Genomic DNA, 22,244 nt, shown 5'->3' on the forward strand with positions numbered 1-22,244 from the left:
GGCAGGTTAGAGATTTGAAGACCGGAAAGATAATCAAGGTTGCAGGTCCTTTAGTTGTTGCTGAAGGAATGGACGAAGCAAATATATACGACATGGTTAAGGTTGGAGAAAAGGGTCTTATCGGAGAAATCATTGAAATGAGAGGCGATAAGGCATCTATCCAAGTTTACGAAGAAACTACAGGAATAGGGCCAGGGGACCCAGTTGTTACAACTGGTGAACCATTAAGTATAGAACTTGGGCCAGGACTTATAGAGTCAATGTTTGATGGTATACAAAGACCACTAGACGCATTTGAAAAAGTAGCTCAATCACCATTCTTAACAAAAGGTATTTCAGTTACTTCATTAAATAGAGAAAGAGTATGGAACTTTACGCCAGTTGCTAAGGTTGGAGATAAGGTTGAAGCTGGAGATGTTATTGGTACAGTTCAAGAAACTGCAGTTGTTCTTCACAAAATAATGGTACCTTACGGAATAGAAGGTACTATTAAAGAAATAAAATCAGGAGACTTCACAGTTGTTGATACAGTTTGCGTTATTGAAACTGCAAAGGGAGACAAAGAAGTTCAAATGATGCAAAAATGGCCAGCAAGAAAAGGTAGACCATTTGCACAAAAATTAAAACCAGAAGCACCAATGACTACAGGACAAAGAGTTATAGATACTTTCTTCCCAGTAGCTAAGGGTGGGGCGGCTGCAGTACCAGGTCCTTTCGGAGCAGGTAAGACAGTTGTTCAACACCAAATTGCAAAATGGGGAGATGCTGAAATAGTTGTTTACGTTGGATGTGGTGAACGTGGTAACGAAATGACAGATGTTCTTAATGAATTCCCAGAATTAAAAGACCCTAAAACTGGTGAATCTCTAATGAAGAGAACAGTTCTTATAGCAAATACTTCAAACATGCCAGTTGCTGCCAGAGAAGCTTGTATATATACAGGTATCACAATAGCTGAATACTTCAGAGATATGGGATACTCAGTATCAATCATGGCTGACTCTACTTCAAGATGGGCAGAAGCATTAAGAGAAATGTCTGGTAGACTTGAAGAAATGCCAGGGGATGAAGGATATCCAGCATACTTAGGTTCAAGACTAGCTGATTACTATGAAAGAGCTGGTAAAGTTGTTTGTTTAGGTAAGGATGGAAGACAAGGTGCTGTTACTGCAATCGGTGCGGTTTCGCCTCCAGGAGGAGACCTTTCTGAGCCTGTTACTCAATCAACACTTAGAATAGTTAAAGTTTTCTGGGGATTAGATGCTCAACTTGCATATAAGAGACACTTCCCAGCTATAAACTGGATTAATTCTTATTCATTATATGCTGATACTATAGATAGTTACTTAAACAAGACAGTTGCTGATGATTGGTCAAGTCTTAGACAAGAAGCTATGACTTTACTTCAAGAAGAATCAGGACTTCAAGAAATAGTAAGTTTAGTTGGTATTGATGCATTATCAGAAAAAGATAGATTAAAATTAGAAGTTGCTAAGTCTATAAGAGAGGACTATTTACAACAAAATGGTTTCCACGAAATAGATACTTACACTTCACTTGATAAACAATATAGAATGTTAAAGCTTGTATTATTATTCAGAAAAGAAGCTGAAAGAGCTTTAGATGCAGGGATTTACTTAGATAAGGTATTAAACTTAGAAGTAAGAGATAAAATTGCAAGAAGTAAGTATATCCATGAAGATGACATTGCTAAGATGGATGATATTGCTGCTGAATTAAGAGCTGACATCGATACTTTAATTAGCGAAGGAGGAGTTCTTAATGCTTAAGGAATATAGAACAGTAACAGAAGTTGTTGGACCTTTAATGGTTGTTGAAGGTGTTAGCGGCGTTAAGTATGATGAACTAGTTGAAGTTGAAATACAAACTGGTGAATTAAGAAGAGGTAAAGTTCTTGAAGTTAATGGATCTAAAGCAATGGTTCAGTTATTTGAAGGTTCTTCAGGAATTAACTTAAAAGGAACTAAGGCTAAATTCTTAGGTAAGCCACTTCAACTTGGTGTATCAGAAGATATGTTAGGTAGAGTATTTGATGGTATGGGTCATCCAATTGATAATGGACCAAAGATAATACCAGAAAAGCAATTAGATATAAATGGGGAAGCAATTAACCCAGTATCAAGAAATTTCCCATCAGAGTTTATACAAACAGGTATATCTGCTATTGATGGATTAAATACACTTGTTAGAGGACAAAAGTTACCAGTTTTCTCTGGTTCAGGTCTTCCACACGCACAATTAGCTGCTCAAATAGCAAGACAAGCGACTGTTTTAAATTCAGATGCTAACTTTGCCGTTGTATTTGCAGCTATAGGTATAACATTCGAAGAATCTCAATTCTTCGTTGATGAATTTAAGAAGACTGGTGCTATAGATAATGCTGTATTATTTATGAACCTTGCTTCTGACCCAGCTATCGAAAGAATAGCTACTCCAAGAATGGCATTAACTGCTGCTGAATTCTTAGCATACGAAAAAGATATGCATGTTCTTGTTATCATGACTGATATAACTAACTATGCTGAAGCTTTAAGAGAAGTATCAGCTGCTAGAAAGGAAGTTCCTGGTAGAAGAGGTTACCCAGGTTACCTATATACTGACCTTTCTACATTATATGAAAGAGCAGGTAGAATTAATGGAAGAGGTGGATCAATCACTCAAATTCCAATATTAACAATGCCTGAAGATGATAAAACACATCCAATTCCAGATTTAACTGGATATATTACAGAGGGGCAAATAATCCTTTCAAGAGAATTATACAAAAAGGGAATTATGCCTCCAATAGATGTTCTACCATCACTTTCAAGACTTAAAGATAAGGGTATCGGTAAAGGAAAAACTAGAGAAGACCATGCTGATACAATGAACCAATTATTCTCAGCTTATGCACAAGGTAAGCAAGCTAAGGAATTATCAGCAATCTTAGGTGAATCTGCATTATCAGATACAGATAAGAAATTTGCTAAGTTTGCAGAAGCTTTTGAAGAACAATATGTTTCTCAAGGGTTTGAAACAAATAGATCAATAGAAGAAACTTTAAATTTAGGTTGGAAATTACTTAAGATTCTTCCTAAGACAGAACTTAAGAGAATCAGAGATGAATATCTTGAAAAGTATATGCCAAAGGGAGATGAAGAGTAGAATATGGCAAAGTTAAATGTCAATCCTACTAGAATGGAGCTATCTAAGCTGAAGAAAAGACTATCTACAGCTTCAAGAGGGCATAAGCTTCTTAAAGATAAACAAGATGAATTAATGAGACAATTCATTAACCTTGTTAAATATAACAATGAACTTAGAAAATCGGTAGAAGCTGAACTTGAAGGGTCTTTTAAAGATTTCGTTATGGCAAGTGCTGTAATGAGTTCAGAATTCTTAGAAGAAGCAGTTGCTTATCCAAAAGATAGCGTATCTGTTGAAGTAGGAACAAAAAACATAATGAGTGTTAATGTTCCACAAATGAAATTCCACAGACAATTACAAGATAGTGAAGGAAGCATTTACCCATATGGTTTTGCAAATACATCTTCTGAATTAGATGATGCTATAGGTAAGCTAGAGTCAATACTTCCAAAGTTACTTGAATTAGCTGAAGTTGAAAAATCAACACAGCTTATGGCTGATGAAATTGAAAAGACAAGAAGAAGAGTTAATGCTCTTGAATATATGACAATTCCTCAATTACAAGAAACTATTAAGTTTATAAGAATGAAACTTGATGAAAATGAAAGAGGAGCTTTAACTAGACTTATGAAAGTTAAAGATATGATTCAAGCAAGAGCTGCAGAATAGTATTAATAAGTATCTTCTTATGAAGTCTACGGTATAAGTAAAAATAATTAGTTTTACTTAAACACATTATCACTAGGGATAACAGGTATAAAGCTATATTTATACCTGTTATTTTCATATTATGGATATAAATTATATATTTGATAAAAAGAAGATTTAATAGTATAATGCTTATAGAATACGTAAGAAGAATATAAGTTGATATAACAAGGAGAGTTTTAATGAATTATTTCATAGCTATAATTATTGCTTTTTCTATAGTATTTTTGATAACTCCATTACTAATGAAGTTATCATTTAAATATAATTTTACAGATAAACCTACTAGTAGAAAAAAGCATAGGGGTGAAATTCCTCTTTGTGGTGGAATATCTATGTTTATTGGATTTTTCACAGCATATTTTATAATACTTCGTAATAATAATTTTGATGAAAAGTATGGAATTTTTGTAGGAGCATTATTAATTTTATTAATAGGAATAGTAGATGACTATTATAAGAGCGTTGGAAAAGAATTTGCTATAACTCCAAGATTAATAATACAATTATTAGCAGCAGTTATAGTATATAAATCAGGAGTATCTTTTGAAGGCTTTACCAATCCACTAACTGGGGTATACTTGCATTTACCGGAAATAGTTCAGTTTATTTTAACTATAACTTGGATTTTTGGAGTAACAACAGTTATAAATTGGTCTGATGGAATGGATGGATTAGCAGGAGGATTATCATTTATATCAGCAATGACTTTTGCAACAACTGCTATAATATTAGTTCAACCTACATCATTATTATTTTCCCTTATATTAGGGGCTGTAGTATTAGCTTTCTTATTTTATAATAAGTATCCAGCAAAGATATTTATGGGAGATTCAGGTGCAAACTTTTTAGGATTTATTTTAAGTATAATTGCTTTAGATGGTGCTTTTAAAGGAGCAACAATATTGAGTTTGATGATACCTATATTAGCACTTGCAGTACCTATATTTGATAACTTATTTGTTGTATTTAAGAGATTTTCAGAAGGAAAACCAGTATATCAAGCAGATAGAAGTCAGATACATTACAGACTTCAAGCAAAAGGATTTAATACAAACCAAGTTGTTACATATATAAGTATAATAAGTTTAACTTGTAGCATAGTATCAATTATATTACTACTAATAAAATAATAAAGCTATTTACAAGAATGTAAAGAAATAGTATAATATATTAAAACTTATCAAGAGTGGTGGAGGGACTGGCCCGTTGAAACCCGGCAACCTATTAACTATATTAATGTGGTGCTAATTCCAACAGCTTATGGCTGATAGATAAGGATATTTTATAGGCATGAATTATATTAACCTAAGGGAAATATCCTTTAGGTTTTTTTGTGCTTAAAAAATAATTTTTAGTTAAGAAATTAGTAATTTATTTATGAGATTGGGGGCTATTTATATGAAAATTAATGAGTTATTTGAAAGTAAAAAGGTAGTATTTTCTTTTGAGATTTTTCCACCTAAAGCAACATCATCTATTGATACTATATACTCAACTTTAGAAGAACTAAAAGATTTGAAACCGGATTACATCAGCGTTACTTATGGGGCAGGAGGTAGTTTAACTAAAAATAAAACAACAGAGTTATCATCAATAGTAAAAAATAAGTATGGTGTAGAGTCAGTTGCACATTTAACTTGTATTAATTCAACAAAAGAAGAAATAAATATTATATTGGATGATTTAAAATTTAATGGTATTGAAAATATATTAGCTTTAAGAGGAGATGTTCCAGAGGGGGGGAATCATAAAGGGGATTTTAAATATGCATATGAATTAATTTCTCATATAAAGAAAAGAGGAGATTTTAACATACTTGGTGCATGTTATCCTGAAGGGCATGTAAAGGGGAGAGATTTAAAAGAGGACATGCTTCATTTAAAGATTAAAGAAGAAAGTGGAGCATCACAATTTATATCACAATTATTTTTTGATAATAATCATTTCTACAATTTATTAGAAGAGAAAGAGAAATTAGGTATAAAATCTCCTATACAAGCAGGAATAATGCCTGTAGTAAATAAAAAGCAAATAGAAAGAATAACATCTTTATGTGGTGTAAATATGCCAAAGAAGTTTATTAAAATAATGGAAAGATATGAGTATGATAAAGAAGCATTAAGAGATGCAGGAATTGCATATGCTGTTGAACAAATAGTAGATTTAATTTCTAGTGGAGTAGATGGAATACATTTATATAGTATGAATAATGCATATGTTGCTAGGAAAATTAATAATAGTATCAGTTCAATTATTAATTCTATTAATAAATAGATAATTTTAGGAGGAATGAATTATGGAAAAAGTAGAAAGCTTTGAATTAGATCATAGAAAGGTAAAAGCGCCATATATAAGAAAATGTTGTTTATTAAATGGCCCTAAAGGTGATGAGGTAACTAAATTTGATATTAGGTTTTTACAGCCTAATAAGGAGGCTTTTGGAACAGCAGCAATGCATGGATTAGAGCATTTATTAGCATTTGAGCTTAGAAAAAATTTAGATGGAATAATTGATTTATCACCAATGGGATGTAGAACAGGATTTTATTTAAGTATATTTGGGAATAGAGATAGTGAAGAAATAAAAGTAGCGGTAGAAAATGCTTTAAAAGAAATATTAGAAGCAAAAGAAATTCCAGCAGCAAATGAAATACAATGTGGAAATTATAGAGATCTTTCATTATTTGGAGCTAAAGAATATGCAAAAGAGGCACTAAATAAAGGTTTTTCCCTAAATATTTATGGTGAATAACTAAATCGAAAAATACTATTATAATATTTTAGGAACTGATATGATTTCATAAAGAATGTATAGCTTAGCGAAATTATAGCAGTTCCTAAAGATAAAGTTATGAATTTTTTAGACAGATAAGCTCTTTATAAGTTAGGTATATTTTTATTGAAAGTGGGGTAGTTAAATGGTAAATAGGGATGAAGTTTTAAGATACTTAGGTTTTAGGGGACAGATAATTGATGAAAAGCTTGAAGAACTTATAGATGAATGTAGGGAAACAGTAGTTGTAAAAAGTGATCCTAAATATGTTTATGGATATTTTAATATAGAAAATAATGATGAAGGTATTTTAATAAAGGATACTACATTGGTTTTAAAGGGTGAAGATATAAAAAATCATTTAAAGCATTGTGATAAATGTGCCTTAATGGTAGTAACTTTAGGATTAAATATCGAAAGAGAAATTATACTCAATGAGAAGATTAGTTTAACAAAGTCAATAGTTTTAGATTCATGTGCTACTACTTATATTGAAGAAGTTTGTGATAATATTCAAAATGATATAGAGCAATTTGCAAAGAAAAACAATTTAAATATTACCTCAAGATATAGTCCTGGATATGGGGATTTATCATTAGATTCACAGGAAAAAATATTAAGCGTAACTGATGCAAGCAAAAGAATAGGGGTTACAACTACAGAGCATAATATATTGTTTCCAAGAAAATCAGTAACTGCGATTATTGGATTAAGTAAGGGGAAAATACAAAAGACAAAGAGAGACTGTACTAAATGTAATAAATATAATGATTGTGTTTTTAGAAAGGGAGGAAGTAATTGTGGGAGTTAAGGAATTAATTAATAAAGAATTAATTTTATTTGATGGGGCAATGGGAACAATGCTTCAAAAAAATGGTCTAAAGTTAGGAGAAAATCCTGAAAAATTAAATTTTAGTCATGAAGATATGATTATAAAGATACATAAATCTTACATAGATTCAGGAGCAAATATTATTACTACTAATACCTTTGGAGCTAATAGATTAAAGCTTAAAGAAAGTGGCTATTCTGTAGAAGAGACAATAAGTAAAGCAGTATCATTAGCAAAAGAAGCAACAAAAGATACCAATGCATTTATAGCATTAGACATTGGACCTATAGGAGAGTTATTAGAGCCAATGGGGACTCTATCATTTGATGAAGCATATGAAATCTTTAAAGAGCAAATAATTATAGGGCATAAGGCTGGAGCGGATTTAATCCTTATAGAAACCATGACAGATTTGTATGAAGCAAAAGCAGCTATTTTAGCAGCAAAAGAAAATTGTAATTTACCTGTATTTTGTACTATGAGTTTTGAAGAGGATGGTAGAACATTTACAGGGTGTCTACCAAGTAGTATGGCAATTACTTTAGAGGGATTAGGTGTAGATGCTTTAGGGGTAAACTGCTCATTAGGACCAGATAAAATTTTAAAAGTAATAAAAGAAATTAAAAAGTATACTAACTTACCTTTAATGGTACAACCAAATGCAGGTCTTCCAAGTATAATTTTTGGAGAAGCAATATATGATATTTCAATAGAAGATTTTACAGAAGGAATAGAAGAGTTAATTAATGAAGGTGTATCTATTATAGGGGGATGTTGTGGTACAACTCCAGAGTTTATATCTTCAATTAGACTTTTAATAAATAGTAAAGAAATAATTTCTAGACCTAAAGTGAGTTTTACAGCTGTATGTAGTCCTTCAAAATTTATAGAAATAAATGGTGTAGAAGTAATAGGTGAAAGAATAAATCCAACAGGTAAAAAATTATTTAAAGAAGCTCTAAAGAATAATGATATGAATTATATACTTAAGCAAGGAATAGAGCAAGTAGAAGCTGGAGCCTCTATATTAGATGTTAATGTTGGATTACCAGAAATAGATGAAGTAAAATGGATTAGAGATTCGGTAAAATCCCTACAAGGAATTTTAGATACACCTCTTCAAATAGATTCAACTAATGTAGATGCTGTAGAAGCTGGACTTAGATATTATAATGGAAAAGCTATAGTTAATTCTGTTAATGGAGATGATGAGATATTAGATAAATTACTGCCTATAGTGAAGAAATATGGTGCAGCTGTAGTTGGTTTAACTTTGGATAAAGAAGGAATACCAGCGTTAGCAGAAGAAAGATTCAAGATAGCAGAAAAGATATTTAATAGAGCAATTAGCTATGGAATTAAAAAGGAAGATATATTTATAGATACATTAGTAATGCCAGTTTCTGCTGATGGACAAAGTGCAAAGGAAACTTTAAAAGCATTAAGATTAATTAGAGAAAAATTAGGTTTAAAAACTGTATTAGGAGTCTCTAATATATCATTTGGATTGCCTAGTAGAGAAATAATAAATAAGACTTTTCTATCTTTAGCATTAGAAGAAGGATTAAATTTACCTATAATGAATCCAAATTCAGAAGCAATGATGGAAGTGATAGATTCTTTTAAATTGCTATATAATTATGATAAAAAAGGTAGTAAATTCATAGAGAAATATGGAAATAAAATTAAAAAAGAAGTTGTAGCAGAAAATAAAAATAATAGTGGCTTAAGCGAATTAATAATAAAGGGATTAAAAAAAGAAGCACAAACAGTAACAAAAGAACTTTTAAAAGAAAATGAACCTATAGATGTTATAAATAAGCATATTATTCCAGCATTAAATATTGTAGGAGAAAGATTTGAAAAAGGACAAATATTTTTACCGCAATTAATATCCTCAGCAGAAACGGTACAAAGTTCTTTTGAAATATTAAAAAATAATATAAAAATTAGTGATAATATAAATAGTGAAAAGATAATACTTGCAACAGTAAAGGGAGATATACATGATATTGGTAAAAATATTGTTAAAGTAATGCTTGAAAGCTATGGATTTCAAGTGATAGATTTGGGTAAAAATGTTGATAAAGAAGAAGTATTAAATTGTGCTAAAGAGCAAAATGTAAAATTAATAGGTTTAAGTGCTCTTATGACAACCACTGTAAAAAGTATGGAAGAAACTATTCAGTTATTAAAAATTAATGATTTAAATGCTAAAATTATGGTTGGTGGAGCTGTGCTTACAGAAGAATATGCAAAAGAGATAAATGCAGATTATTATGCAAAAGATGCAATGGAAAGTGTTAAAATTGCTAAAGAATATTTTGCAAATTGTAATTGTATATGATATTAAATTATAAATTTTAATAAAGATAATAGATGAGTTAAATTTTAAATCATAAATAAAAAAGACTACGATAAGTAGTTTTTTTTATTTTATAATAATTTAAATATTTACTCGAAATATAGCAAATTATGTATAGTTATATTATAATATAGTCATATAGGTATATGTTGGAGGACTACAGATGAATATATTATTAGTTGAGGATGAAAAGATACAACGTCAAGCCTTAGCATCAATTATAAAGGAGAATTTTATAGATGTAAGAATATACGAGGCAGGTTCTATAGATGAAGCAATTAAATTAATAAATGAAAAGGATATAAATTTATTTTTTATAGATATTAATTTAAATAATTCATCAGGATTAGAGCTTGCAAAACAAATAAGAGAATATGAAAAGTATAAATTAACGGGGATGGTTTTTCTAACTGGAGAGGTTGTACATATTATTGAAGCATTTAAAAAAGTTCATTGTTATGATTTTATAGTAAAGCCGTTTAAGGAAAAGGAGATAATAGAAATTATTAATGTATTTTTAAATGCATCACTTTTAAGTAATAGTAGAGAAGGAAAATATACCTTTATAGATATAGATTCTAATCTTTCTGTAAAATTATATCATAATGATATTATTTATATTGAGTATGAAGGAAGGGTTTGTGACATACATACTGTTCATGGAGTTTATAAATTTAAAAGAACTTCTTTAAGTAAACTTATTAAAATTTTAGATGATAGAAAAATATTACAAACTCATAGATCTTTTGCGGTAAATACAGATTATGTTTTAGAAATTGAAAAAACTTATGAAAAAACTTGGAATATATCTTTAAGGGGGATAGAAGATAAAATTCTACTTAGTTACACATTTAGACAAGCATTTATGGGGGGAATAGAATAGTGGATACTGGAATGTTTATAATATCATTAGTTGAAATATTAACAGGAATATTCATATATAATATATTAATAAACAATGAATTATTTAGTAGAATAAAAATTAAAACTTTAATTGCTATAATAACATCTGTTATATATACTTTTTCAGTAAATGTCTATAAGTCAGATCAGTTAATTACTCTGGTAGGGTTGTTATTTTTAATTGCAATTATGATAAGTAAACTTGAAGATAAAGATACTATAATTACTTTTATAGAATTGTTAGTTTGCTTTATAGTAGTATTAGTTTTAGAACTGATAGCTACTTTTATAATGCATTTAATATTAGGCAATGATGATGTAAGTTTAACTACATATTATATTTTAATAACGACAATAATGATTTCTTTAGTTTTATTACTTAGGTTTACAACTTTAGGAAAGAAAATAAGATTGTCTGAATTTCTTTCAGGATATAAAAGTATTAATATAATAATTTTAAATCTTTTTGTATTCTTTTTATTTATAAAACTTTTAGCATCAAATGATTTAATGGATACTGAAATTGTTATTCAGGTAACGGTATTAGGGTTAATATTACTAGGAATAAATTGTTATTTTTATATATATTTATATAAAGTTTTAAATGAAAAAAAGAAAAGTGAGATAAAAAAATCATTTAATCCACTTATTAATGATTTAATGGGAAAAGTTAAGGCTAATGAACATGAATATAAAAATCATTTAAATACAATTTGGAGTATTGCTCAAATTTCTAGCCCAGAAGAGGTAAAAAGTAAAATAAAAGAATATATATCTAGTATTGTAGATGATAGCGAAGAGTTTTCAATGCTAGTAGATGTTGAAAATACTATAGTTAAGGCTGTTCTTTATAATAAGGGACAAAGGGCAGAAAAATTAGATGTAAAATATAATTATAGAGTAAATAGTAATTTAAAGGATATTTCACTTGATAATTCAGAGTTAACTGTAGTATTAAGCAACTTATTAAATAATGCAATTGAAGCTACTAGTATTATTGATAAAAAAGAAATAGAAGTTGATATTTCAGAGGATAACAAATCTTATATTATAAATGTAAGAAATTACACTGAAGGATTAAAAGCCGAAAGCTTATCTAATATATTTAAAATGGGTTATAGCACAAAAGGGGAAGGTAGAGGCTATGGTCTATATAATGTAAAGCAAATAGTTGAAAAGCATAAAGGAAAAATTCAAATATCATTAGATGATGATATTATAAATATAAGAGTAATATTTATGAAATAAAAACTAATAGTTTAAATTAGAATAAAAAATAAGCTTTAAAATATATAGTATAATTTAAAGCTTATTTTTTTATAACAAGAACTATACTTATTTTTCAGGCTTTTCCATTGGTGGAGTTGGTTCACCCCATAGTAAAAAGCTTTGTGGTAATCTTGCAAGTTCAGAAACACCTTGCGTTACAACTAACATTAAAGCAGCTAAATTAACCATTAATTTTTTTTTCATTTCTATATACCTCCCTTAAAAAATCAAAAATTATATATAATATAATTAATATTCCACAATTAATATAATAATTGTTAAGTATTAAATTTGACACAATGAACCAAGTTATAAGTGTTAAAGTGACAATGTTTTTAAATTTTAAGTTTTTATACTGAGTATTTACAGTTTTTCTCAATGGACTTACAGGTTTAAACTTTCTAATAATTATTATAGAAAATACTATAATGAAAAATTGTAAAAATATATTTATGCTTGGAATAATAGAAGCTAAATAATATATTATTAAAAACAATAAGTTGCTTTGAATCATACAGCTAATAAAACTTTTAGCATGACTTCCACCTACATGAGGTCTAATCAATGTTAATAAAGTAATCATTATAAAAAAAGAAGGAAGTTTGTCTAAAATTAAAGCTATAAGTATCATTACAATTAACTTTGAAATTTCTCCATAAAAAACTTCTAAACCGTATCTTATTTTATCTATTTCATAAATATCAGTTTTTCCAGTATTATTAATAATAAAATCTAATTGTTTTTTTATAAAAATATTGGCCAAATTATTCCTCCTTTACTATTCAATACTATTATAATACAAAAATTCAACAAAAACTAATAAAAAATTTAAATTTCATTAAAATGTACATTTAAAGAAGAAATGATAGATTAAAAGTATAATCATACAGAAAAATATATGTTTTATGACAAAAAAGTATATAAAATTATTTAAAACTTCGACATGGTATGGTAAAATATTCATGATATTACCAAAATTTTAAAAATGATAGGGGAATTAAATGGAAAGTGTTTATAAAATAGTAGAAGCGATGAGTATAGTATTAATTTATCACTTAGTTTTTCTTAATAAAAATAGTATTAGATATAATATATCAAGAAGTAGTATTATTACATTAATAGCAAGTATACCTGTAATAATGGTTGATAGAGTTAGTATTTCAATGTTATTAGCCTTTATTTTAATACTAGCTATAATTACAAATATAGGAGTAAATAGGGATATTATAGTTAATTTTGTAGAAATTATATTATCTACAGCTTTAGCGTTATTAGTTCAATTAATTTCTCTTGGTACATTTATAGGGATTTCCTATGCCTTTTTTGATGGGAAATTTTCAGATAGTATTAGTTTTATATGGTTTATAGTAGTGTTAGTAATACTATTAAGTATTTTTCACCTTTATACAAAGGATAAAGATCTACAAATAGATAAATTTATAAAGAAATATAATGATATTATTATTATATGTATAAATACATTAATAGCTTTTTTAATTATTAGATTAGCAGTAGAAGTTAATACTATTTTAAATGAATATATAGAAGTTAATGCTATTTTAAATGAATATTTAATAGAGTTAGGATTTTTAAGCTTTACAGCAATATTTTTAAATATTTTTTACTTTATAAATAAGTATAGAACTAATCTTAAAAATAAAAAGTCAGAAATAAAAGAAAGTATAAATCCACTTATACAAGAACTTATTGATGAGATGAAATCAAGTGAGCATGAATATAAAAATCATTTGAATATATTATATTGTATGATACAGGTATGTAAGCAAGAGGAGTTAAAAGATAGAGCTAAAAATTACATAGGTGATATATTTGAAAATAAAAATTTATTAAATACACTTTCAGATATAAATAATACTATATTAAAGGCAGTATTATTAAGTAAAATTAATCAAGCTGAAAAAAATAATATTAATTGCAAACATAAAATAGAAAATGATTTAGAGAACATACCATTAGATGATAGTGAATTAACTATTATATTAAGTAATTTATTAAATAATGCAATAGAAGCAGCTAACAAATGTGAAAATGCTAAAATAAATATACATACAGTATTAGAAAATAATAAACATATAATTAAAGTTGCCAACAGTGTAAATAATTTTGATGAGAAAACTATACCTTCTTTAACAAAAGCTAAATTTTCAACTAAGGGTAAAGGTAGAGGTTTTGGATTACATAATATTAAAAATATAGTTGAAAAGTATAAGGGAAATTTAGATATAAGATTAAATGATGATATGTTAGAAATAACCATAAGTATATAATTTCTTTAAGGAGGCCATTTATATGGACTCCTTTTTTTATTTATTATCTAGATTATTTTTAACTTTTTCTAGATAATTATGTTCTTTTACAATTCCAGTTTCAAAGGATTGAACTGCATTCTTAGTAAAATTACCTATTTTAGACATTGAATATGTATTATTAGTATTTGATGATTTTGACATAGTGAACACCTACCTTATAAATATAGTATTACTAAAAAATAAATAATTATTATTATAAGTATAATGTTAGAAATTGACATCTAACTTTCAAATAGGATAGAATAAAATAGAGGTTGTATAAATTTTACATTTATATTATATATAACCTTTTGATGAAATAAATTGGGGGCGATTTTATAATGAAAGCTATATTAACTGTAATAGGGAAAGATAAAGTAGGGATTATAGCAGGAATCAGTGCAGAACTCGAAAAATTAAATGTTAACATATTAGATGTTAATCAAACGATTATGGGTGAATTTTTTACCATGATTATGATGCTAGATTTGAAATTAAGTAGTAATAGTTTTGATGAAATTAAAAAGTCGTTAGAACTAAGAGGAAAAGATCTTGGTGTTGAAGTAAAAATACAAAGAGAAGAAATTTTCAAATCAATGCATACTTTATAAAACAGTAAAGGGGGGAAAGCAATGAATACAAATAATATATTAGAAACCATTAAGATGATAGAAGAAGAAAAGTTAGATATAAGAACTATAACTATGGGAATTTCTCTTTTAGATTGTATAGATTCTGACGGAGATAAAGCTAGAGAAAAAATATATAATAAGATTGTTAATTGTGCAAAAGATTTAGTGAAAGTGGGAGATGAAATTGAAAATGAGTTTGGTGTTCCTATTGTAAACAAAAGAGTATCTGTTACTCCTATTTCAATAATTGCAGGAGCAACAAATGAAACGAATTATGTTAAATTCGCAGAAACTTTAGATAAAGCTGCGCATACACTTGGTATAGATTTTATTGGTGGTTTTTCAGCACTTGTACATAAGGGATACACTAAAGGTGATAAAATACTTATAGATTCAATTCCAGAAGCATTAGCTAAGACAAGTAAAGTATGTGCATCTGTAAATGTTGGTTCTACAAGATGCGGAATAAATATGGATGCGGTAAAGGAAATAGGACAAATAATAAAAAGAACTGCAGAGTTAACTTCAGAGTCGAAAGGTTTTGGATGTGCTAAGTTAGTTGTATTTGCAAATGCAGTAGAAGACAATCCATTTATGGCAGGAGCATTTCATGGCGTAGGAGAAGCTGATAGAATAATAAATGTAGGTGTAAGTGGACCAGGTGTAGTTCAAAGAGCTATAGAAAAAGTTAAAGGTGAGAGTTTTGATGTAGTTGCAGAAACTATTAAAAAGACTGCTTTTAAAATAACTAGAATTGGACAATTAGTAGCACATGAGGCTGCCAAAAGGTTGAAAACACCTTTTGGTATAGTAGATTTATCATTAGCACCAACACCAGCAATTGGAGACTCTGTAGCTCATGTATTAGAGGCTATGGGACTTGAAGTAGTAGGAACGCATGGTACTACGGCAGCACTTGCTCTTTTAAATGATGCTGTAAAAAAAGGTGGAGTAATGGCATGTAGTCATGTTGGTGGATTAAGTGGTGCATTTATACCGGTATCGGAAGATGTAGGAATGATAAATGCAGTATTAAATGGTTCACTAAATTTAGAAAAGCTTGAAGCTATGACAGCAATTTGCTCAGTTGGATTAGATATGATTGCAGTACCGGGAGATACACCTGCAGAAACAATTTCAGCTATGATTGCAGATGAAAGTGCCATAGGTGTTATAAATAATAAAACAACTGCTGTTAGAATTATTCCAGCACCAGGATGCAAAGTTGGAGATTTAGTTGAATTTGGTGGGCTACTTGGAACAGCTCCTGTTATGAATATAAATAAATATTCTTCTATGGAGTTTATTAATAGGGGAGGGAGAATTCCAGCACCTATACACTCCTTTAAAAATTAGGTATTATATATAATGATAAAATCATGCAGTAATTATTTTATTATATTTATAATTAAATAAAGTTCAATTGCATTTAAAATATTATATTTAATATACAAAAAATTGCGAAGTAAAATTAGTGGCAAATAGTAAGGTGAAAATTTGCAAATGATTTACTTCGTAATTTGTTTTTGCAATAAGTTAGTGAATATATTTATATTAGGTATTTAAGTTAAATAGTTTTAGTATAGGAAGAATGAAATAAAAAAGTGTAAAATAGGCAATACTATAAATAATTATGACTATACAAAAGTGGTATAGTGGATTATTATTAAATGTTGCATAAAATAATATAATAAAAATAGGATTGGTCGTGAGAAAACATATGAATGATAGAATAGCTTTAGAAAGAGAAATTCTTAACCAAAAGCGTAAGGATATATTAAGAGAAGTAGAAGAAAAAAGAAAATATCAAGATGAAATAGAAATGAAGCTTAAAATGCTTACTAAAGAATCTAAGGGAAATTATAATCAAGAAAAAGAAAATACAGAAAAAATATATAATTTATTAAAAAAGGAAATAGAAAATTATGAAGAAGCATTAAGGGAACCTTATTTTGGAAGGGTTGATTTTAGTGAAAAGTTTGGAAATGAAGAAAATATATACATAGGCAAAAAAGGAATATCATCTAGTGTAGATGGGGAAGAAATAGTTGTTGATTGGAGAGCTCCAGTTGCAGATCTTTATTATAGTGGAACTGGTGGAGAAGCATATTATAGGGCACCTATGGGCGTTATAGAAGGAGAATTAAACTTAAAAAGAAAATTTCTTTATAATAATAATGACTTAGAAAAAATATTTGATGAAAGCACAAATAAAATTATTATTAATGATGCAGAAGGTTCAGAATTATTTGATGAATTTTTAAAAATAAACCTTGAGGAAAGTAGAGGTAAAAAGCTTAAAGAAGTTGTTGCAACTATTCAAAAAGAGCAAAATGATATTATAAGGTGGCCTAAAAATTTACCAATTATAGTTCAAGGTTCTGCTGGATCAGGGAAAACAACCATTGCATTGCATAGATTGGCGTATTTATTATATAGATATAGAGAATCAATGGATGGAAAAGATATACTTGTATTAGCACCAAATAAGTTATTTTTAGATTATATTTCAGAAATACTACCGACATTAGGTTCTAATGATGTTAAGCAGACTACTTTTCAAGAATTAGTAATAAAAGAACTAAAATTAAAAGGAAAAATAAGAAGTAAGGATGATAAGTTAAAGGAACTAATAGAACTTGAAGATAATAAAGATAAAAAAAATATAGTTAATGCATCTAGGGTAAAAGGTAATTTAATATTTAAAACTATAATAGATAGATATATAACCTTGCTTGAAGGAAGTTCTTTAGAAATAAATGATATAGAAATTGCAAACTATATACTATTTTCCAAAAGAGAAATAATGAGGTTATATTTAAAAGACTTACAAAGTTATCCAATAAATAAACGTAAAGACGAAATAAAGAGATATTTAAGTTTAAAAGTAAAAGAAAAAGTTGAAAGTTTAGTTATCCAAATAGATAGAGAATGGGAGTTAAAAATTAAAGAGATAAAAAAGAATTTAGAAGATGGAGAAGAAAGAAGACATAAATTAATAGAAGTTTATAATGAAAGAGATAATCTTAAGGAATATATAAGACATGATGCTAAAAAGGTAATGAATGAATACTTTAAAAATTGGAGAGGAATAACCTGTAATGATATATATATGAATTTGTTTAAGGACGAACAAGTTTTTGAAATTGCAACAGGTAATAGAATACCAAAATCTTTAGCAGAATATATAAAGGCTGAAGCAATATCAAATAATGAAAAAGGTATAATTGATGAAGATGATTTACCGGTATTGTTTTATATTCATATGATATTAGAAGGAATAGATGAGAAATCTAAATATAAACATATTGTAGTAGATGAAGCTCAAGATTATAGTCCTTTCCAAATATATTTAATAAATAAACTATCAAAAGGAAATTCTTTAACTTTAGTTGGAGATTTAGCACAAGGTATTTATCATTATAAAGGGATTAGAACATGGGAAGATATAACTGAAGGCGTTTTTGATGGAAAAGCTACCTTTATATCTTTAAGTCAAAGCTATAGATCAACTGTAGAAATAATAGATTTTGCAAAAGGTGCGTTAGAGGCACAAGGATTAGGATTAAAGACTGCAAAACCAGTTTTAAGACATGGTGATAAACCTAAAATTAAAAAAACAGCATCAAGAAGAGAATCTATTAGAATTATGGAAGAAATAATAGATAAATTAAAGGATCAAGGAAAGCATAGTATCGCAATCATAACAAAAACTTATGCTGAAGGTAAGGTGTTAGAAAGAGAATTTAAAAAGCATACTAATATAGAATTTACCTTAATAAAAGGAAATGAAAAGCATGGACCTTTAACAGATGTTATTATAATACCTTCATACTTAACAAAGGGATTAGAGTTTGATGGAACAATAATTTACAACCCTACAGAAAAAAATTATCCAGATAACCTTTTGAATCAAAGGTTACTTTATGTTGCACTTACTAGAGCACTTCATAATGAGTATATAGTTGCAGAAGAGGAACTTTCAAAGAATATTATAAATCGTATATTATAGATATATTTAATTGAAAATAAAATAATTTTTAATAGAAAAATACTAGTAAACTTTAAGTTTTACTAGTATTTTTGTGTGAATTTTAACTAATTTACTTGTATTTTTATTTCAATACTGTACATAATGATTATAAAAATATATTTTTAAATAAAATATTAAGTTGTAATTATAATGGGTGAAAATTATTTAATATAATCTATATAGAGTGTAAATTGAGAGGAAATTTAAGGAATATGTAAATAAAAATATACAAAAAATTAATTTGTAAGATTATACTATATAGGCTAAAATATCATAGTAATGACTGGAGGATTAATTTCGTAATAACAACTAAATAGGAGGAAATCAATGGACTATATATTTTTAATCATAGGATTTTTTCTATTAATTAAAGGGGCAGATATTTTTGTATCAGGAGCAGCAGCTATTTCTAAAAAACTTGGTATTCCATCTGTTATAGTTGGATTAACTATAGTATCTTTAGGAACAAGTGCACCAGAATTAGCTGTAAGTGTAATATCGTCTATTCAAGGAAGCAATGATATTGCAGTAGGGAATGTATTAGGATCTAATATATTTAATACTCTTATGGTGCTAGGTGTTACAATAATAATTATGCCGTTAATTATTAAAAAAGAGACAATAAAAAAAGATTTTATTATTAATATTTTAATAACTATTTTATTTTTAATTTTAACCTTTAATGGAATTCTTTTTGGTGGACAAAACTATATATCAAGGCTAGATGGAATAATACTTTTAATTATATGTGTAACATATATAGGATTTTTAGTATGGAGTGTTAAAAAAGGTAATGTTATTAAAGTAGATAAATTAGATGAGGAAATTTCAGTTGAGGTAGTACTTAGTGAAGATATAAATATAGGGAAGAGTATATTAAAAATTATTATTGGTATAGCTGGTATTGTTATTGGGGGAAATATTGTTGTTGATTCAGCATCAACAATAGCTACAGCATGGGGAATGAGTGAGAAGTTAGTAGGTCTTACTATAGTAGCTATGGGAACGTCTTTACCTGAATTAGTAACTTCAGCTGTTGCTGCATTAAAGGGTGAAGAAGATATGGCACTTGGGAATATTTTAGGTTCAAATATATTTAATATATTATTAATAATAGGTATTTCTTCGGTAATTAGTCCTATATTAGTATCATCAACATTAATAGTTGATTTTGTTTTCTTAATTGTAGTAACTTTATTTATAGGAATTGTAGTATTCTTTAATAAAGATGAGGAAAAAAGATTAGGTAGAATTCATGGAATAATATTTGTTTTATTATATGCTTCTTATATAATGTACATAATATTTAGAAATTAAAGTGCTAAAAGCGAATTGAATAAAATTCGCTTTTGGCATTTTTTTTGTATTTTATATTTTGTATATCAATAAAAATTATAGAGATATAAAAACAGTTATGAAAAAAGATAAGAAGTATACAAAAACTTATAAAAAAGTTTTTAACAATTTATAAAATGTATTGAAATAATATTTAATAAGGAATATAATATCACCATGGAGGGATGAAAATGAATTTACAAAGTAGTTTTAAGCAATATTTTAAATGGTTAATAGGAAGTTATTTATTAGTCTTTATATTACTTGCATTTAATAGTAAATTAATATTAGATTTTTCTTTAAGTGCATTAGTATTAGTAGCACCTTTTGTTTTATGTACAGTTGCATATGGTGCAATAAAGCTAAATAAAAAATATATAGGAGTAGGTATAGGAGTTGGAGCATTATATGTAGTTGCAAGTATAGCATTAAGTCCTATATTTATGGCAAAAACTCATAGAGATTTAATTGGAGATGTAAAAGAGGTAGAATTTTCAAATCAAGTAGAACATATGGATTTGAAACAGCTTCCAATAATAGATAAAGATTTAGCATATAAACTTGCAGATAAGAAGTTAGGGGAAATACCTAGCCTAGGAAGTCAGGTTACTATAGGTGATTTATCGTTACAAAGTGTTAATGGACAACTTTATTATGTAGGTCCATTAGAACATTCATCATTCTTTAAATGGTTTACTAATAGAGAAGGTACAAAGGGATACATTAAAGTAAGTGCTACAAATCAAAATGATGTACAATTAGTTACTGAATTAAATGGACAAGAAATACATTTAAAATATATTCCATCAGCGTATCTTTTTAGTGATTTAGACAGACATGCATATTTAAAGGATATGAAAGCTGGACATACAGATTATACTTTTGAATTAGATGATGAGGGAAATCCTTATTGGGTAATTACAAGATATGATAATGCCATTGGAATAGTAGAAAGTAAAGCTATAGGAACAGAAATAATAAATGCTCAAACTGGTGAAACTAATATTTATGATATAGAAAATACTCCAGAATGGGTCGATAGAATTCAACCATCAAATTATATAAATAATTATTTAAATAAATGGGGTGAATTAGTACATGGTATACTAAATTTCAGTGATAAAGATAAATTAAAGCCAACTCAAGGAATGAATATAATATTTAATGATGATACATGTTATTATTATACAGGAATAACATCTGTAGGTAATGATGAAGGGCTAGTTGGATTTATGATAACTAACACTAGAACTGGAGAAACTACTATGTATAAGACTTCAGGGGCTACAGAAATTGCAAGTATGCAATCTGCACAAGGTAAAGTCCAACAATATGGATATACTGCTACTTTCCCATATTTAATAAATATTCAATCAGAGCCAACATACTTTATGACATTAAAGGATTCTAATGGACTTGTTAAGCAATATGCAATGGTTAATGTTAAAAATTATAATACAGTAGCTGTTGGTGATACGCTTCAAGCAACACTAAATAGATATTTAGAAGCATTAACTAATACTAATATTTCTTTAGAGGGAAGTAATAGTGAAGAAGCATTAGAAGGTGAAGTTGAAAGAATTGGACTTGTTGTTAAAGAAGGATCTAGTATTTATGATATAAAACTTAAGGGAGAAGATAGTTTATTTTCAGTTTCAACTGAAACATCAAGAGAAGTAGCTTTAACTAGAATGGGAGATAAAGTTTCACTTAAGTTTATAAGAGTTGGAGATGGAAATTATATTATAACTAATTCTTTTGAAAATTTAACTTTAAACGAAGGTATAAAAAATAATACTAATGATGCAAATGCAACAAATGAAAACACAGATAACACAACTGACAATAGTAATGAAGTAAATCCACAACAATAAGTGGAATTCAAAATTAAAATTTGAGAAATTTAAGTTACACAACGTGTACATCTTTGACACA

19 protein-coding genes and 1 riboswitch are annotated in these 22,244 nt (G+C 27.8%); of the genes, 16 read left to right on the forward strand and 3 right to left on the reverse strand.

The window, feature by feature from the left end; translation table 11 throughout:
* Positions 1-14 precede the first annotated feature (14 nt).
* From LPC13_RS03010 to LPC13_RS17065, 10 genes are all read left to right on the forward strand, one after another.
* Positions 15-1,790 (forward strand): V-type ATP synthase subunit A, encoded by a 1,776-nt coding sequence (locus LPC13_RS03010; RefSeq protein WP_005213896.1) that lies wholly within the window; start codon positions 15-17, stop codon positions 1,788-1,790.
* Positions 1,783-3,165: a V-type ATP synthase subunit B gene (locus tag LPC13_RS03015; protein ID WP_005213897.1), complete on the forward strand. Its 1,383-nt coding sequence runs from the start codon at positions 1,783-1,785 to the stop codon at positions 3,163-3,165. The genes LPC13_RS03010 and LPC13_RS03015 overlap by 8 nt, the downstream gene beginning before the upstream one ends.
* Positions 3,166-3,168: 3 nt before the next feature.
* On the forward strand, positions 3,169-3,816 hold the full coding sequence (locus LPC13_RS03020; protein WP_005213898.1) for a V-type ATP synthase subunit D: 648 nt from the start codon (positions 3,169-3,171) through the stop codon (positions 3,814-3,816).
* 221 nt (positions 3,817-4,037) lie between these two features.
* Positions 4,038-4,988 carry an MraY family glycosyltransferase gene (locus LPC13_RS03025; RefSeq protein WP_005213899.1) on the forward strand — a complete coding sequence of 317 codons (951 nt, stop codon included), beginning with the start codon at positions 4,038-4,040 and terminating at the stop codon, positions 4,986-4,988.
* A gap of 44 nt (positions 4,989-5,032) precedes the next feature.
* A riboswitch (SAM riboswitch) is annotated at positions 5,033-5,136 on the forward strand.
* A gap of 120 nt (positions 5,137-5,256) precedes the next feature.
* On the forward strand, positions 5,257-6,132 hold the full coding sequence (metF, locus tag LPC13_RS03030; RefSeq protein WP_040419621.1) for a methylenetetrahydrofolate reductase [NAD(P)H]: 876 nt from the start codon (positions 5,257-5,259) through the stop codon (positions 6,130-6,132).
* A 22-nt stretch (positions 6,133-6,154) separates the two neighbouring features.
* A complete protein-coding gene (locus LPC13_RS03035; protein WP_005213901.1) occupies positions 6,155-6,610 on the forward strand; it encodes an S-ribosylhomocysteine lyase in 456 nt (151 codons plus the stop codon).
* A gap of 166 nt (positions 6,611-6,776) precedes the next feature.
* Positions 6,777-7,442, forward strand: a complete 666-nt coding sequence (locus LPC13_RS03040; RefSeq protein ID WP_234088585.1) for a methionine synthase — start codon at positions 6,777-6,779, stop codon at positions 7,440-7,442.
* Complete coding sequence (locus LPC13_RS03045; RefSeq protein ID WP_234088586.1) at positions 7,432-9,810, forward strand: homocysteine S-methyltransferase family protein; 2,379 nt, start codon at positions 7,432-7,434, stop codon at positions 9,808-9,810. The genes LPC13_RS03040 and LPC13_RS03045 overlap by 11 nt, the downstream gene beginning before the upstream one ends.
* 181 nt (positions 9,811-9,991) lie before the next feature.
* Entirely contained in the window at positions 9,992-10,711 is a 720-nt protein-coding gene (locus LPC13_RS03050; protein ID WP_005213904.1) for a LytR/AlgR family response regulator transcription factor, read from the forward strand.
* A complete protein-coding gene (locus LPC13_RS17065) occupies positions 10,711-11,979 on the forward strand; it encodes a sensor histidine kinase (RefSeq protein ID WP_005213905.1) in 1,269 nt (422 codons plus the stop codon). Before LPC13_RS03050 ends, LPC13_RS17065 begins: the two co-directional genes overlap by 1 nt.
* A gap of 87 nt (positions 11,980-12,066) precedes the next feature.
* On the opposite strand, the gene LPC13_RS03060 is transcribed toward LPC13_RS17065, so the two are convergent.
* Both LPC13_RS03060 and LPC13_RS03065 read right to left on the reverse strand, forming a co-directional pair.
* Entirely contained in the window at positions 12,067-12,204 is a 138-nt protein-coding gene (locus tag LPC13_RS03060) for a hypothetical protein (RefSeq protein WP_195245125.1), read from the reverse strand.
* Positions 12,182-12,763, reverse strand: coding sequence for an accessory gene regulator B family protein (locus LPC13_RS03065; RefSeq protein WP_005213907.1), 582 nt, complete (start codon positions 12,761-12,763; stop codon positions 12,182-12,184). Before LPC13_RS03065 ends, LPC13_RS03060 begins: the two co-directional genes overlap by 23 nt.
* A gap of 238 nt (positions 12,764-13,001) precedes the next feature.
* Here LPC13_RS03065 and LPC13_RS03070 point away from each other — a divergent pair, with 238 nt between their 5' ends.
* Positions 13,002-14,288 (forward strand): sensor histidine kinase, encoded by a 1,287-nt coding sequence (locus tag LPC13_RS03070; RefSeq protein WP_005213908.1) that lies wholly within the window; start codon positions 13,002-13,004, stop codon positions 14,286-14,288.
* Positions 14,289-14,324: 36 nt separating this feature from the next.
* Here the strand turns inward: LPC13_RS03070 and LPC13_RS03075 are convergent, their stop codons facing one another.
* Complete coding sequence (locus LPC13_RS03075; RefSeq protein ID WP_005213909.1) at positions 14,325-14,471, reverse strand: hypothetical protein; 147 nt, start codon at positions 14,469-14,471, stop codon at positions 14,325-14,327.
* 179 nt (positions 14,472-14,650) lie between these two features.
* Between LPC13_RS03075 and LPC13_RS03080 the strand changes: the two genes are divergently transcribed.
* From LPC13_RS03080 to LPC13_RS03100, 5 genes are all read left to right on the forward strand, one after another.
* Entirely contained in the window at positions 14,651-14,920 is a 270-nt protein-coding gene (locus tag LPC13_RS03080) for an ACT domain-containing protein (RefSeq protein WP_005213910.1), read from the forward strand.
* Between the two features lie 21 nt (positions 14,921-14,941).
* Positions 14,942-16,297 (forward strand): PFL family protein, encoded by a 1,356-nt coding sequence (locus LPC13_RS03085; protein ID WP_005213911.1) that lies wholly within the window; start codon positions 14,942-14,944, stop codon positions 16,295-16,297.
* 364 nt (positions 16,298-16,661) lie between these two features.
* Complete coding sequence (helD, locus tag LPC13_RS03090; protein WP_234088587.1) at positions 16,662-18,953, forward strand: RNA polymerase recycling motor HelD; 2,292 nt, start codon at positions 16,662-16,664, stop codon at positions 18,951-18,953.
* Between the two features lie 348 nt (positions 18,954-19,301).
* Positions 19,302-20,291 carry a calcium/sodium antiporter gene (locus tag LPC13_RS03095; protein ID WP_005213913.1) on the forward strand — a complete coding sequence of 330 codons (990 nt, stop codon included), beginning with the start codon at positions 19,302-19,304 and terminating at the stop codon, positions 20,289-20,291.
* A gap of 209 nt (positions 20,292-20,500) precedes the next feature.
* The gene (locus LPC13_RS03100) at positions 20,501-22,183 is read left to right on the forward strand and encodes a cell shape-determining protein (RefSeq protein WP_234088588.1); all 1,683 of its coding nucleotides are present in this window, start codon (positions 20,501-20,503) and stop codon (positions 22,181-22,183) included.
* The last annotated feature ends 61 nt before the right edge of the window (positions 22,184-22,244 follow it).

Origin of the sequence: Clostridium celatum (assembly GCF_021412605.1) — a bacterium.
Classification (GTDB): domain Bacteria; phylum Bacillota; class Clostridia; order Clostridiales; family Clostridiaceae; genus Clostridium; species Clostridium celatum.

Coding starts and splice junctions, on each gene's coding strand:
- LPC13_RS03015 (WP_005213897.1), top strand. CDS start 1,783: ATGCTTAAGGAATATAGAACAGTAACAGAAGTTGTTGGACCTTTAATG.
- LPC13_RS03020 (WP_005213898.1), top strand. CDS start 3,169: ATGGCAAAGTTAAATGTCAATCCTACTAGAATGGAGCTATCTAAGCTG.
- LPC13_RS03025 (WP_005213899.1), top strand. CDS start 4,038: ATGAATTATTTCATAGCTATAATTATTGCTTTTTCTATAGTATTTTTG.
- metF (WP_040419621.1), top strand. CDS start 5,257: ATGAAAATTAATGAGTTATTTGAAAGTAAAAAGGTAGTATTTTCTTTT.
- LPC13_RS03035 (WP_005213901.1), top strand. CDS start 6,155: ATGGAAAAAGTAGAAAGCTTTGAATTAGATCATAGAAAGGTAAAAGCG.
- LPC13_RS03040 (WP_234088585.1), top strand. CDS start 6,777: ATGGTAAATAGGGATGAAGTTTTAAGATACTTAGGTTTTAGGGGACAG.
- LPC13_RS03050 (WP_005213904.1), top strand. CDS start 9,992: ATGAATATATTATTAGTTGAGGATGAAAAGATACAACGTCAAGCCTTA.
- LPC13_RS03060 (WP_195245125.1), bottom strand. CDS start 12,204: ATGAAAAAAAAATTAATGGTTAATTTAGCTGCTTTAATGTTAGTTGTA.
- LPC13_RS03070 (WP_005213908.1), top strand. CDS start 13,002: ATGGAAAGTGTTTATAAAATAGTAGAAGCGATGAGTATAGTATTAATT.
- LPC13_RS03075 (WP_005213909.1), bottom strand. CDS start 14,471: ATGTCAAAATCATCAAATACTAATAATACATATTCAATGTCTAAAATA.
- LPC13_RS03080 (WP_005213910.1), top strand. CDS start 14,651: ATGAAAGCTATATTAACTGTAATAGGGAAAGATAAAGTAGGGATTATA.
- LPC13_RS03085 (WP_005213911.1), top strand. CDS start 14,942: ATGAATACAAATAATATATTAGAAACCATTAAGATGATAGAAGAAGAA.
- helD (WP_234088587.1), top strand. CDS start 16,662: ATGAATGATAGAATAGCTTTAGAAAGAGAAATTCTTAACCAAAAGCGT.
- LPC13_RS03095 (WP_005213913.1), top strand. CDS start 19,302: ATGGACTATATATTTTTAATCATAGGATTTTTTCTATTAATTAAAGGG.
- LPC13_RS03100 (WP_234088588.1), top strand. CDS start 20,501: ATGAATTTACAAAGTAGTTTTAAGCAATATTTTAAATGGTTAATAGGA.